This window comes from Petrimonas sulfuriphila, from assembly GCA_038561985.1.
GTDB classification, from domain to species: domain Bacteria; phylum Bacteroidota; class Bacteroidia; order Bacteroidales; family Dysgonomonadaceae; genus Petrimonas; species Petrimonas sulfuriphila.
Map to the genome: position 1 here is coordinate 2,932,672 of CP073276.1, position 12,212 is coordinate 2,944,883.

General features: G+C 46.9%; 15 protein-coding genes. 1 reads left to right on the top strand and 14 read right to left on the bottom strand.

What is annotated here, in order from left to right; translation table 11 throughout:
• Positions 1-49: 49 nt before the first annotated feature.
• The 5 genes from KCV26_12425 to KCV26_12445 all read right to left on the bottom strand — a co-directional run bounded on the left by KCV26_12425 (position 50) and on the right by KCV26_12445 (position 4,048).
• Positions 50-1,555, bottom strand: a complete 1,506-nt coding sequence (locus tag KCV26_12425; protein ID WZX36098.1) for a catalase — start codon at positions 1,553-1,555, stop codon at positions 50-52.
• A 62-nt stretch (positions 1,556-1,617) separates the two neighbouring features.
• On the bottom strand, positions 1,618-2,085 hold the full coding sequence (locus tag KCV26_12430; GenBank protein WZX36099.1) for a DNA starvation/stationary phase protection protein: 468 nt from the start codon (positions 2,083-2,085) through the stop codon (positions 1,618-1,620).
• Positions 2,086-2,097: 12 nt separating this feature from the next.
• Positions 2,098-2,559, bottom strand: a complete 462-nt coding sequence (locus KCV26_12435) for a transcriptional repressor (GenBank protein WZX36100.1) — start codon at positions 2,557-2,559, stop codon at positions 2,098-2,100.
• A 111-nt stretch (positions 2,560-2,670) separates the two neighbouring features.
• A complete protein-coding gene (locus KCV26_12440; protein WZX36101.1) occupies positions 2,671-3,786 on the bottom strand; it encodes an AI-2E family transporter in 1,116 nt (371 codons plus the stop codon).
• A gap of 28 nt (positions 3,787-3,814) precedes the next feature.
• Positions 3,815-4,048 (bottom strand): DUF2007 domain-containing protein, encoded by a 234-nt coding sequence (locus KCV26_12445; protein ID WZX36102.1) that lies wholly within the window; start codon positions 4,046-4,048, stop codon positions 3,815-3,817.
• 109 nt (positions 4,049-4,157) lie between these two features.
• Between KCV26_12445 and KCV26_12450 the strand changes: the two genes are divergently transcribed.
• Positions 4,158-4,916: an SDR family oxidoreductase gene (locus KCV26_12450; protein WZX36103.1), complete on the top strand. Its 759-nt coding sequence runs from the start codon at positions 4,158-4,160 to the stop codon at positions 4,914-4,916.
• A 5-nt stretch (positions 4,917-4,921) separates the two neighbouring features.
• On the opposite strand, the gene KCV26_12455 is transcribed toward KCV26_12450, so the two are convergent.
• Genes KCV26_12455 through KCV26_12495 form a run of 9 tightly spaced genes read right to left on the bottom strand, consistent with a single transcriptional unit; the run spans position 4,922 to position 12,206 of the window.
• Positions 4,922-5,437 carry a DUF192 domain-containing protein gene (locus KCV26_12455; GenBank protein WZX36104.1) on the bottom strand — a complete coding sequence of 172 codons (516 nt, stop codon included), beginning with the start codon at positions 5,435-5,437 and terminating at the stop codon, positions 4,922-4,924.
• A gap of 59 nt (positions 5,438-5,496) precedes the next feature.
• On the bottom strand, positions 5,497-6,492 hold the full coding sequence (gene cobD, locus KCV26_12460) for a cobalamin biosynthesis protein CobD (protein WZX36105.1): 996 nt from the start codon (positions 6,490-6,492) through the stop codon (positions 5,497-5,499).
• Positions 6,489-7,520 carry an aminotransferase class I/II-fold pyridoxal phosphate-dependent enzyme gene (locus KCV26_12465; protein ID WZX36106.1) on the bottom strand — a complete coding sequence of 344 codons (1,032 nt, stop codon included), beginning with the start codon at positions 7,518-7,520 and terminating at the stop codon, positions 6,489-6,491. The genes cobD and KCV26_12465 overlap by 4 nt, the downstream gene beginning before the upstream one ends.
• Before the next feature lie 4 nt (positions 7,521-7,524).
• Positions 7,525-8,985 carry a cobyric acid synthase gene (locus KCV26_12470; GenBank protein ID WZX36107.1) on the bottom strand — a complete coding sequence of 487 codons (1,461 nt, stop codon included), beginning with the start codon at positions 8,983-8,985 and terminating at the stop codon, positions 7,525-7,527.
• 7 nt (positions 8,986-8,992) lie between these two features.
• Complete coding sequence (locus tag KCV26_12475) at positions 8,993-9,526, bottom strand: alpha-ribazole phosphatase family protein (protein WZX36108.1); 534 nt, start codon at positions 9,524-9,526, stop codon at positions 8,993-8,995.
• Between the two features lie 3 nt (positions 9,527-9,529).
• A complete protein-coding gene (gene cobS, locus KCV26_12480) occupies positions 9,530-10,285 on the bottom strand; it encodes an adenosylcobinamide-GDP ribazoletransferase (GenBank protein WZX36109.1) in 756 nt (251 codons plus the stop codon).
• Positions 10,286-10,294: 9 nt separating this feature from the next.
• The gene (cobT, locus tag KCV26_12485; GenBank protein ID WZX36110.1) at positions 10,295-11,323 is read right to left on the bottom strand and encodes a nicotinate-nucleotide--dimethylbenzimidazole phosphoribosyltransferase; all 1,029 of its coding nucleotides are present in this window, start codon (positions 11,321-11,323) and stop codon (positions 10,295-10,297) included.
• Entirely contained in the window at positions 11,320-11,829 is a 510-nt protein-coding gene (locus tag KCV26_12490) for a bifunctional adenosylcobinamide kinase/adenosylcobinamide-phosphate guanylyltransferase (GenBank protein ID WZX36111.1), read from the bottom strand. The genes cobT and KCV26_12490 overlap by 4 nt, the downstream gene beginning before the upstream one ends.
• The gene (locus tag KCV26_12495) at positions 11,817-12,206 is read right to left on the bottom strand and encodes a DUF4430 domain-containing protein (GenBank protein ID WZX36112.1); all 390 of its coding nucleotides are present in this window, start codon (positions 12,204-12,206) and stop codon (positions 11,817-11,819) included. Before KCV26_12495 ends, KCV26_12490 begins: the two co-directional genes overlap by 13 nt.
• Positions 12,207-12,212: the final 6 nt, after the last annotated feature.

Here is a 12,212-nt window from a genome sequence, read left to right on the forward strand (position 1 = left end):
TCCGGACCGGAGTTATTTGATGACAAATTGGCGGATAATGGAAAACCGGTCAGTTTATTCCTGCCTTCTCGTACGGAATTCCGCAGGCATCGGCAACCCCTCTTCCATAATTCGGATCGGCTTTAAAACAATTTCCTATGTGGCGGATTTTGATATGTTCTTCCACACCGTTCATATTCCGCGCCGTATTTTCGAACAACCGTTGCTGTGCATCGGGAGTCATCAGCCGGAATAGTTTGCCGGGTTGCTCATAGTAGTTGTCATCGTCTTCACGGAAGTTCCATCGTTTGATATCACCGCTTACTTTCTGGGTCGGCTCATCGTGTTCGGGTTGTTCACGCCAGATGTTGTAGCTGTTGGGTTCGTAATGCAATGTTGCGCCGTGGTTCCCGTCAACACGCATCTGTCCGTCGCGGTGGAACGAGTTGTAGGTGTGCGTAGCCCCCCTTGGCATGTTTACAGGAATCTGGTGGTGGTTCACTCCCAGCCGGTAGCGTTGTGCATCTCCGTATGAGAATAAACGCCCCTGTAACATCCTGTCGGGAGAAAAGCCTATTCCCGGAACAATGTTGGCCGGATTGAAGGCGGCTTGTTCGACGTCTTGAAAATAGTTTTCGGGGTTTCGGTTCAGTTCAAACTCTCCCACCGGAATTAGCGGGAAGTCGCCTTTATACCAAACCTTTGTCAGGTCGAACGGGTTGTAAGGCATGCTCTCGGCCTGTTCTTCCGTCATTATCTGGATAAACATCTTCCATTTCGGATAATTGCCGTTGCCGATAGCTTCAAACAGATCCCTCTGATGACTTTCGCGGTCGTTCCCAACCAGTTCGATCGCTTCCTGGTCGGTCAAGTTTTCGATGCCCTGTTGGGTTACAAAATGGAACTTTACCCAGAAACGCTGGTTGTCCGCGTTGATCAAACTGAACGTATGGCTTCCGAAGCCGTGCATGTGCCGATAGGAGCGGGGTATCCCCCTGTCGCTCATCGTGATGGTAACCTGATGCAATGCCTCGGGAAGGCTACTCCAGAAGTCCCAGTTGTTGTTGGAGCTGCGCAGGTTGGTGTAAGGATCACGTTTTACCGCGTGGTTCAAATCAGGGAATTTCAGGGGGTCGCGGAAAAAGAAGACCGGTGTGTTGTTGCCGACCAGATCCCAGTTGCCTTCTTCGGTATAAAACTTCATGGCAAAGCCACGGATGTCCCTTTCGGCATCGGCTGCCCCACGCTCACCGGCAACGGTCGAAAAACGGACAAACATTTCTGTCTTCTTGCCAATCTCGGAGAAGATTTTCGCCTTGGTGTAAGGTGTAATGTCGTGGGTAACGGTGAAGGTGCCGAAGGCACCCGACCCTTTAGCATGCATACGTCGCTCCGGAATTACCTCGCGATCGAAATGAGCAAGTTTCTCCAAAAACCACACGTCTTGCAGCATCATAGGCCCGCGTGGACCAGCGGTCATTGCGTCCTGGTTGTTGCCAACCGGAGCTCCAGCAACCGTGGTCATCGGTTTTTGATTTTCTTTGTCTCTTTTTTTCTTCAATTCTTCTGCGTTCATACCATACAATGTTTGTTGTTAACGATTAATGTCTAAAAAATAATTTTTTTAGCAGATGCAGATTAGGACAAAAATGAAGTAAGCATCCAAACCTCTTTTTCCTGTCCGCTGATGTAGTCGCTCAGAAGCGCTACGGTTACTTCATCATCAATCTCTGAAGCCAAGGCAAGCAATTCTCTTTCGGAAGCGATGAGCAATTTGAGCGTGTCGAGAATGTTTTTGATGGCTTCATCAGTACCGGTAACTACGCCGGTTTCTTTTACGTTGGCAGTTTTCAAGTACTTTGTGAAGGTGTGGGCCGGAGTTTCACCAAGCATAAGGAGTCTTTCGGCAACTTCATCTACTTTAGCGGCAGCATCGTTGTACATCTCTTCGAATTTTTCGTGGAGAAGGTAAAAATCCTTGCCTTTTATGTTCCAGTGGAATCCCCGTAAATTGGTGTAATAAACTTGTAGGTCTGCCAGTAATTGCTGTAACCCCTTGGTTACATTTTCTACATTTCTTAATCCTGTAAATTCAGTTGTTTTCATTGTTTTCATTTTTTATTGTTTTTGATTAATTGATTTTTTGTTTATTGATTTTTTGTTTATTGATTTTCCACTGATATGAAGGGTGATCGAACTTATATGATAACCTTCGATAGCATTTTTTTCGAAATAAGTTTTCAGCATTTCATCCAGTTCTTCGTTTATGTAATCCTGAATTTCCTCGTTGCCTTCATTGTACAGGTGGTGATGGTGTTTCAAGACGCCATCGTAACGCATAACTTCTCCTTCGGTTAAGACCTTATTGATAACCCCGTATTTGACAAAAGTGTCGAGTGTTTTGTAAACCGTTCCAATAGCTATGCTGGGGTATTTGTCATGAATAAAATCAATGATCTGTTCAGCCGTGGGATGATTACGTAACGTGTAAATCGCTTCGAGTACCCCGATTCGTTGGGGAGTTACTTTCAGATCTTTCTCTTTTATGAGCTCCTGAATGTGTTTAATATCTACATGCATCTTAATCCTAATAAAGAATTATTCTTACATAAAACAAATTCTCGGAGGAATTGTTCACGTAAGATAATTTTTTTTGCCTGTTTTGGATTAGAACATCCGAAATCAGTACGGTTACGACGTTTTAAGATTGTTTTCTTTTGTCTTTTTGTATCGGGGTATGCTGAATTTCCGGGACTTCATCCGGGTGGTGACACGTGGTTGTGCCGTTGAGCCCGGAATGTACTCGTGCCGGTACATATTGAAGAAGAGCACAAACAGGGAGAGCAGCAGGGGGCCGAAAATAACGCCCCAGAACCCGAACATGGGAATTCCGATCAATACTCCGAAAATGGTTATCAACGGATGAATATCGGCCAATACCTTTTGAAGCAGAAAACGCGCAACATTGTCAACACCGCCAATAATAATGAATCCGTATGCAGTCATTCCGATACCGCTCCCGATATCACCTGCAAGCCATAAACTTAGTGCAATGGGAACCCACACGATAGCTGTTCCCAGGATTGGGATAATGGAGGTAAATCCCGTTAGAATAGCGTACAACAGGGCGCTATCCACCCCAAAAAACATATATCCCAAGTAAGCAAAGACGCCCTGAATAATAGCCAGCAAAGGTATTCCGATAGCATTAGCCTGAATGATCATCTTGGTTTCTTCACCCAGGATTTGTTTGTTTTCTTCTTTAAAGGGCAAAATTTCCTTGACCATCTTCTCAAAGCTTTCGTAGTTATAGAGCATATAGAAAAGGATGAAAAGTGCAAAAAGGGAATTAATCATTAATGAGTAGATACTTGCACCGAGCGATTGCAATATGTTTCCACCCAGTTTGGGCAGGCTGGACAAGTTTTCGGGGGTGAACAAATCGAAATCAAGCCGCTCTTCAATCATCTTAACGAAGTTGTTGAAGTTCTCTATTATGGCTTTGGGGTCAATAGAAATTCCCGATACGGTATCGATCACCAAAAAGGCGATGCCTGTAAGTGGCCCTAAAAACAACAATAGGGCTTCCAGGGTCAGGAGGGTGGCCGCAAACCCTTTTTTTATCTTCTTTTTTTCTACCAGGTAGGTCATCTGTCCTTTTAAAAGCACATAAAGCGTGGCAGCTCCTAAAAAACCGCTAAGGTAAAGGCGAAGTTCTTTGAAAAGGATCAGTCCGAGCAGGATCAGAAACCCAATGAGTATGTATTTGTATTCTTTCTTTTTATAAGGGAGATTATTCTCAATCATGTATTTTTAGTGATTAAAAAAATTCAACTTAAAGAAAAAAGTCTTCCGGTTCGGCAAAACCGCCTTCGATAAGTGCATTTTTAGCAGCATCGTAATCCGAAGCCTTTACCTGCATCTCGATATCCCCAATGCTATAGGCCAGCCGGCTAGCTGTTAAATTTTTCATAAATACTTCAATACCTTTCATTTCCATGAATGTTTGAACGATGGATACATCGGCAGGGAAAGCAAATGTTTTGACGGTAATAAACTCTTCTTCCATAAAGCTGGTATTTGTTTAGTAGACTTCAAAAATAGTTTATTTTTTGATGATAAGGGTCAAAAACTCCATTTTTTGATGTAATTTTGATTTTATTATAATTTTATACGTTATGAAGAGAAAGATTGCACTAATAACCGGTGCCACATCGGGGATAGGCGAAGCTACGACCTGGAGATTAGCCGAAAATGGCTATGACGTTATCATCACCGGACGCAGAAACGAGAGATTAAAAGATGTAAAAGAAAAACTTCAAAAAGCGGGGACCCGTGTGTTGGCCCTTTGTTTTGATGTTCGTGTTGAATTTGAAGTAAAATCGGCGATTGAAAATTTGCCGGATGACTGGAAAAAAATCGATGTATTGGTCAACAATGCGGGACTGGCAGCTGGATTAAGTACCCTGCAGGAAGGAGATACCGGTGACTGGAATCGAATGATCGACACCAACGTTAAGGGACTGCTCTACATGACCCGCTACGTTTCTCCCCTGATGATAAAACAGGAGAAAGGACACATCATCAACATCGGATCGATTGCAGGAAAAGAAGTCTATCCTAATGGAAATGTCTATTGTGCTACCAAGCATGCAGTGGATGCGCTGACAAAAGGGATGCGGATAGATATGCTGAAGCACAACATAAAGGTTACCCAGGTTTGTCCCGGTGCGGTTGAAACGGAATTTTCCATCGTTCGTTTTCACGGGGATGAAGAACGTGCCGCCAAAGTATATGATGGGTTTGATAACCTTTTAGCCGATGATATTGCCGATTGTATTCTATTTGCCGTTTCCCGCCCGGCGCATGTAAACATCAACGATATGATTGTGATGCCAACCGCGCAGGCAACAGCATCGTTATTTTATAAAAAATAGGTGGTTCAATGGCTTGAAAGCTCAAAAATAATTTTATCCCCTTCGGTAATTTGTTTTTGGGCACAATATCCGGCGTTTACTTCCACCACGTACAATGCCGGCCGGGTGGATGCATAGTTCCATTCTTTTAAGGGAGCGGTGTTTGTATGAATGGTAATGATTTCATTATCGGCGTTGACGAAAAGCATATCCAGGGGAATATAGGTGTTTTTCATCCAGAAACCCTGAATTTCCTCCTCATCGAAAACAAACAACATCCCGGCATCGGCGGGAAGGGACTTCCGGTACATCAATCCACGTGCCCGGCGCTGGTTGTTGTCCGCTACTTCAATATCGATAACCGAGAGGGTGTCGTTGTTTTGCGCCGACAAAAACGCTAGCGTTCCTTGTTTGTTGAAGGAAATTTCAAAAGCGCCACCGTCCGTTATTTTCGTGTCTTTTTTTTGTGTCAAAAAAAACAAGGTGGCTGCAACGGCTACCACAGCTATGAACCCAATAATAAGCAATTTTTTTGATTTCATGCGATACTATTTTTTTATCAGCGTCGTGTGGATCAAATTTAGGACCAAGAACGCAAGTACTACCCCCAAAAGTATAAAAAATTATGCGAAAAACCGGTTAATTCTTGAAAAATACAATACATGGACAATGTGCAGATTAACATAAGAAGGCTTGTCCTGATATTAATGATGCACGATTTCACCACATCGTCGTGTGTGAGTTCCCGGTAGTTTTTTCCGATATACGGCTTTTCCACCCGTTTCCCGTCGTATGTGTTCGAACCACCGAAACGGCAATTCAGGATGCCTGCCAGCGCCGATTCGGGATAACCCGAGTTGGGACTGGAATGCCGGCTCGCATATTTGTGGACAAAGTGAAACCCGCGGGATGACGGCGGGAAGGAAATCATCAAAAATGCCGTAAGCCTTGCGGGGACATAGTTCGCACCGTCATCAAGTATATGTGCGGCGAACCATCCGAAATCGTTGTACCGGTCGTTCTTATAGCCAATCATCGAATCCAGGGTGTTTATCATTTTGTATGCCATCATCAGCGGAATACCTCCGAGGGCATAGAAAAACAGCGGTGCAACCACACCGTCGCTCAGATTCTCAGCCAGTGTTTCGAGTGTGGCGGTACGGATCTGTTGGAACGAGAGCTGCGATGTGTCCCTCCCTACAATCCGGCTCAATTGCCGGCGAGCGGCGGACAAATCGTTTTTTTGAACCCGGCGTTCCACTTTCCAGGCCTCCTCAATCAGGCTCCGGTTACCGAGGGCGTAAAAAAAGAACACGGTGTTTATGACGACTTTTACCGCAGGAAAATCGTGCAACGCGAGCTGAATGCCGTATAAAAACCCGAAAATGAGTAAAACAAGTATCGATGCAACCGCAATGCCTTTTGTCCTTCTCCGCTTGCCTTTGTTGAATTTTAGCTCGCAGAAAGAAATCATTTTTCCGAACAACCGGATGGGATGGGGAAGCCGGGCAGGGTCGCCCAACAGGGCGTCGAGCAGAAAACCACCCGCGAGCGGGATCAGGAAACCGGAATGTGTTGTGATAAAATCGTGAATCATGCTGTTATTTTGAAGAAATCGCGGAGGGCATCCGTCAGTCGGTCATTTGCCGTTTTTTCCTGTACGGACAACCGGAAATGACAGGGTGACAGCCCGCGAAAATTACTGGCGTCGCGGATCAGGATACCATGTTTCTCGAGAAGATAGGATTTTAATTGCGAAGCCGTACCGCTTTTCAGCCGAATCAGAAAAAAATGACACGGCGACGGCGTTACTTCAAGATGTGAAAGTGTGGCAAGTTGCTGTTGGAACTGTTGCGATTCACGGCATAATATGCCGGCATCGGGTAGTAAACGGCTGTAATTTTCCATTACAAAACTTCCTGCTTCCTGTGCCAGCGTATTAACAGTCCAGGGGATACGTAGGGGTTGGAGCCGATTTATGATGTTTTTTTCGGCGACAATATAGCCCAAGCGTAAACCGGGAATAGCGAAAGTCTTTGTGAGCGAATGCACCGAAATCAGGTTCGGATAATTTGCGTGTAACGGTATAACCGGCTGGCATTGCGTGCACAATTCACCGTAAGCGTTATCGATGATGAAGTAAGAGTCCGGATTATTGAGACAGAGGTTTTCTATAGTTTCAGATGAAACGATTGAGCCGTCGGGGTTGTTGGGGAAGGCGAACCAAACGGTCTCGTTACTGGTGAAATTGATGCTTCCACACAATTCGCTCACCGGCATAAACGACAGGGTATGCCCGTACAGGGTACAGGCATCCTCGTACTCCGCAAAAGCGGGATAGGTTATCGTGCTGTGCTTCCCGGCAAACAGGTGTGCCAGAAGATAAAACGCTTCTGCCGATCCGTTGGTAACCAGCACGTTTTCCGGAGACAGGTTGTGGTGCTCAGCAATCTCGTGTGTGAGCGCGCGCGCATTTGGATCGGGATAATCACTGATCAGGTGCAGGCAACCCGACAAATGCGCCACAATTTGAACCGAAGCATTCCGGTAAGGAATGTTTGAACTAAAATCGGCGGTTATCTTTTCGCTGTAGTCGTACAGGTCGTTTCCGTGGCCGTAGAGCATAATCTTATGTTTTCAGGCATTTATAGATGTATTCCATATCCACGTTTTCCCGGATCAGATCCGCTAGCTGGTTGTACCCCTGTTCTTTTCGGGCCTTGTAGTCGATGGTGGATGTGAACCCGGGGATTAGTTGCCGCAATACATGGTTGATAACCGAAGCATTGTCGAAAATGCCGTGGATGTATGTTCCCCACGTACGGGCATTCAGGCAATAGCCGTCAAATTCACCGTTGTTCATGCGACAAAGCGGACGGATGGAAGGAGTATGTCCGGCATGAACTTCATATCCATTGCCCGACGCATTGCCTTGAACAAAAGAAAACGTGCATTGCCGCGTTTTCTTTCCGCTTGCCAGCGTGGTGGTTACGGGCAGAATTCCGAGCCCGGGCAGAGAGGGTACATTCCCTTCCACACCGTTAGGGTCGTTCACCTCTATCCCCATCATCTGGTATCCTCCACAAATACCGTAAACAGGTTTCCGGGCGTTGTGGTGTGCGAGAATAACTTCTTCCAGGCCTTTTTCGCGTAATGCTTTCAGATCGGAAAGTGTGTTCTTCGAACCGGGAATAATAATGATATCTGCTCTAGCCAGCGTTTCGGGACAGCCAGTATAATAAAGGTTCACCCCCGGTGTCTGTTCCAGCATGTTGAAATCGGTAAAATTCGATAAATGTTTGAGCAACACTACCCCGATATTGATTTTCCCGTGTTCGTGACTCTTCTTCTTCTGTTCAATAACCACACCGTCTTCCTGTTCAATGAACAATCCCTGAAAATACGGCACAATTCCTACTACGGGTTTTGCCGTAAGTTTCTCCAATATCTTCTTACCCTCTTCAAATAACTTTAAATCGCCCCGGAACTTATTGATAACAATGCCTTTTATCGCATCCCGTTCGGCTTGCGGCAAGAGCTGCAAGGTGCCGTAAACACTCGCAAAAACGCCGCCGCGGTCAATGTCTGCGACCAGAAACGTGGCGGCCTGGGTATGCAACGCTACACGCATGTTGACGATGTCCTTGTCCCACAGGTTGACTTCCGAAATGCTGCCCGCACCTTCAATCACAATGGGATTGTATTGTCCGGCAAGGCGGTTGAAAGAGTGCATTACTTCGTTAAAAAGAGTGTCGCGCCCGGCCTCATTGAAATATTCCGATGCTGTCTTGTTGCCGGCGGGTTTACCGTTTAATACCACCTGCGATGTGAGGTCGTCGTTGGGTTTAAGCAGTATAGGATTCATTTCCACGAGGCAGCCGATTCCGCAGGCCTCGGCTTGTACCGCTTGTGCACGGCCGATTTCGAGGTTATCTGCGGTGACATAACTGTTGAGTGACATGTTTTGCGCTTTGAACGGCGCGGGACTATAACCGTCTTGCAGGAAGATACGGCAGAAACCGGTGTTGATGACCGACTTTCCGACATCGGATCCGGTGCCGACAAACATTAAGGGACGGAGTTTTTGCATCTGTTTTCTACTTCTTTTGTTTTTCCAGGATGATTATCTCACCGTATGCGATTTTCCGGTCAAATGCTTCGTTTACCGTATAACCCTCCAGCAGGATAAGGAATGCCCGGATGATTCCGGCGTGGGTGACAATCAGGATATTTCCACCGGTTTTCGGAAGCGAATCGATAAACCGGCGTACACGTTCGAGCATCATGCGGAACGATTCACCGTGGGGACAGGATGTGTTCACGTAATCGTCAAACCATTCCTTTCCTTTATCCTGCGCATAAATATCGTCCCACGGCTGGCGTTCCCATTTTCCGAAATCAAATTCCCTGATTCTTCCGTCGACAATCACGTTGCCGGAAAACTCCCTGGCCAGCGTTACACATCTTTTCAACGGGCTGCTGTAGACTCTTGCAAGCCGGATACCTTCCAGTTCCGATTGTATGGCGGACAACTCTTCGGGAAAAGTATAGGCCAAGGCTACATCGGAATTTCCGTAGCAAATTCCTGGGGGCATATTTACGCGGGTATGTCTTACCAAATAAAGTTTCATCGGTTAAATTAAGGAAATCAGTGCTGTGTAAACAAGGTAGAATGCAATTTCACAAAATTGTTGCAGTGTCCCCAGGACATCTCCCGTGAATCCGCCGATTTTCTTCTCCACGTAGTGTTTCAGCGCGAAGAGGATAATTGCGTAGACAATGGCTGCAACGGCACTTACAAGCGGAGGAATAAAGACCAGCGGCAGCACCCCGAAAACGAACGCCGTAACCACTGTCGTTCGCGATAAAGACAGGCGGGAATGCGCTGATTTGCTGTTTTCTGTGCGGGCATAGCTAGACGATCTCATCAGGGCCACCGCCACAAAACGGCTGGAAGCGTGCGCGGCGATCAGCACCAGCGGAACTTTTTCAGGGGTGATGGATGTCAGCAACGAAAACTTAGCCAGGAATAGCAGCACGAGCGAAATAACGCCGTAGGCGCCCACGTGGCTATCCTTCATAATCTCCAGGATACGTTCCCGGGTGTAGGCTCCGCCAAATCCGTCAAAAAAGTCGGAAACACCATCTTCATGCAGGGCGCCGGTTACGGCTATCATAGAAATAAGGGCTGCCGTGACCGAGACTCCCTGTGAAAAAACGAGCATGCACAGCATAAATACAGATGCGCCGACAATCCCAACCACACTGCCTACCAGCGGAAAATAACGGATCGATTGCGCCAGGTTTTCTTCACTGTAGTCGATTTTTCCTGCCGGGATGCGGCTGTAGAACTGCAGCGCGTGAAAGAAGAGGTTGAGTTGCTGTTTCATTGTTCCGGCTTACCTGTTTTTCTCTACGTCAAACACAGCGGCATCTTCAAAGCTTGCCATTTCGTTCAAAAAAAGTAATGCCGACTGCAGAACAGGATAAGCCAGCGCTACTCCCGTGCCTTCTCCCAGGCGAAGGTCGAGATGCAGTACAGGGTCTCCCTTCATGTATTCTACCATGGCCTTGTGCCCGTGTTCGTTGGATGCATGGCTGAATATCACGTTGTCGAGTACATCGGGCTGCATCTCGTAAGCGGTTAAAAATCCAGAGGATGCGATAAATCCATCGGCGATGATAAGCATGTTCAGCCGTTTGGCTTCCAATACCCCGCCGCAGATCATGGCGATCTCCAACCCTCCGAACGTGGCGAGGGTCTCAAGCGGCGTTCTTGGGTTATATTTTGCGGCTACTTGTTTCAATACATTGTATTTGTGTTGTACCCCTTCTTCGTTTAGCCCCGCACCTCGTCCCACGCACTCGTCGAGCGGGATGCCTGCAAATTTGTGGAGCAGCAGCGAAGCCGGCGACGTGTTTCCGATACCCATTTCCCCGAAACCGATGATGTTGCAGCCACGTTCAAATTCCTGCCGAACACATTCTGCGCCTTTGTCCATTGCCTGCCGGCAAAGTTCCGTGCTCATGGCCGGCTCGTGCATCATGTTCCTTGTGCCGCGGGCCAGCTTGCGGTTTTCCACGTTACACCCTGCGGGAAAATCGTAATCCACGCCGGCATCGATGACACGCAGGCGGATGTTGTGCTGCCGGGAAAACACGTTGATGCCCGCCCCGCCGCGCACGAAGTTCATGACCATTTGCCAGGTGATTTCCTTGGGACAAGGGCTTACTCCTTCGTCGACAATGCCGTGGTCGGCTGCGAAAACAAGGATTGCGGGGTTTTTCAGCTCCGGGGTGAGTGTGTTCTGGACGGTGCCGATTTTCAGCGCGAGTTTTTCCAATTTTCCCAGGGAGCCCAGTGGTTTGGTACGGTTGTTTATTTTTCTTTGTAATTCTTCCTGTATCATAATTGTTTGATTTATCATTTTATTTGTACGGGGATACCCGAAACCATAAAAAACACTTCATCCGCAGTCCTGGCTATGTGTTGGTTTACCCAACCCTGCAGATCGGTAAAGTGGCGGGCGGTTTCACCGGGAGCGTGCAGGCTCATGCCTATCTCGTTGCTTACCGCGATAAGCGTGAAATCCTGGTTGATGAATCTATCCCATTCGGCTTTTGCTTCTTCCAATGAGGTCTCCAGGTTGAACCCGTTATCGTGAAAGATGTTGGTGAGCCACAGCGTCACGCAATCCATCAGCACGGTTTTACCGTTGAAATCGTGACGGCTCAACAGTTTTTCTTCTTCGACGGTAGTCCAGGTTTCGCCTCTGTCGGCCTGGTGCCTCTGGATGCGTTTTTCGAAGTCCTCATCCCAGTGCCGGGCGGTAGCCAGATATAGCGGATTGGTAGCGTATTTTTCTGCCAATCGTTGTGCGAATGAACTTTTACCCGAACGTTGTCCGCCTGTTATGAAAATTATTTTTCGCATGGTTGTTTTTGCTTTATGGCGGAGCAGACATCTTTTTTGTATATCCATTCCACCGTATCGCCTGGATTTACAGGGTATCGAAAAGCGAGTTTATGTGTACTTTCGTTATTCACGGTATAGTACCACGCTTTTTTACCGGCAACGGTACTTATTCCGTTGATGGTAGATACAAAAATATAATCTTTTACCGGATGTGTTGTTACATTGGCGCAACTTTGTACGGCCAGCATGGCCGTCATTCCTTCCTGCCAATTTACCTGAAAGGCTTGGGAAAGCTTTTCTTCTCCGTAATTTATGGTTACGGTAACTTTTTCCTGGGCTTGTAGAGTTAAGACAAGCAGGCTTGTTGTCAGTAAAGAAATAATTTTTAGTTTCATGATGCT

Bases quoted from the DNA above. Each gene is read 5' to 3' on its own strand.
- KCV26_12425 (WZX36098.1), bottom strand. From the start codon at position 1,555: ATGAACGCAGAAGAATTGAAGAAAAAAAGAGACAAAGAAAATCAAAAA.
- KCV26_12430 (WZX36099.1), bottom strand. From the start codon at position 2,085: ATGAAAACAACTGAATTTACAGGATTAAGAAATGTAGAAAATGTAACC.
- KCV26_12435 (WZX36100.1), bottom strand. From the start codon at position 2,559: ATGCATGTAGATATTAAACACATTCAGGAGCTCATAAAAGAGAAAGAT.
- KCV26_12440 (WZX36101.1), bottom strand. From the start codon at position 3,786: ATGATTGAGAATAATCTCCCTTATAAAAAGAAAGAATACAAATACATA.
- KCV26_12445 (WZX36102.1), bottom strand. From the start codon at position 4,048: ATGGAAGAAGAGTTTATTACCGTCAAAACATTTGCTTTCCCTGCCGAT.
- KCV26_12450 (WZX36103.1), top strand. From the start codon at position 4,158: ATGAAGAGAAAGATTGCACTAATAACCGGTGCCACATCGGGGATAGGC.
- KCV26_12455 (WZX36104.1), bottom strand. From the start codon at position 5,437: ATGAAATCAAAAAAATTGCTTATTATTGGGTTCATAGCTGTGGTAGCC.
- cobD (WZX36105.1), bottom strand. From the start codon at position 6,492: ATGATTCACGATTTTATCACAACACATTCCGGTTTCCTGATCCCGCTC.
- KCV26_12465 (WZX36106.1), bottom strand. From the start codon at position 7,520: ATGCTCTACGGCCACGGAAACGACCTGTACGACTACAGCGAAAAGATA.
- KCV26_12470 (WZX36107.1), bottom strand. From the start codon at position 8,985: ATGCAAAAACTCCGTCCCTTAATGTTTGTCGGCACCGGATCCGATGTC.
- KCV26_12475 (WZX36108.1), bottom strand. From the start codon at position 9,526: ATGAAACTTTATTTGGTAAGACATACCCGCGTAAATATGCCCCCAGGA.
- cobS (WZX36109.1), bottom strand. From the start codon at position 10,285: ATGAAACAGCAACTCAACCTCTTCTTTCACGCGCTGCAGTTCTACAGC.
- cobT (WZX36110.1), bottom strand. From the start codon at position 11,323: ATGATAAATCAAACAATTATGATACAGGAAGAATTACAAAGAAAAATA.
- KCV26_12490 (WZX36111.1), bottom strand. From the start codon at position 11,829: ATGCGAAAAATAATTTTCATAACAGGCGGACAACGTTCGGGTAAAAGT.
- KCV26_12495 (WZX36112.1), bottom strand. From the start codon at position 12,206: ATGAAACTAAAAATTATTTCTTTACTGACAACAAGCCTGCTTGTCTTA.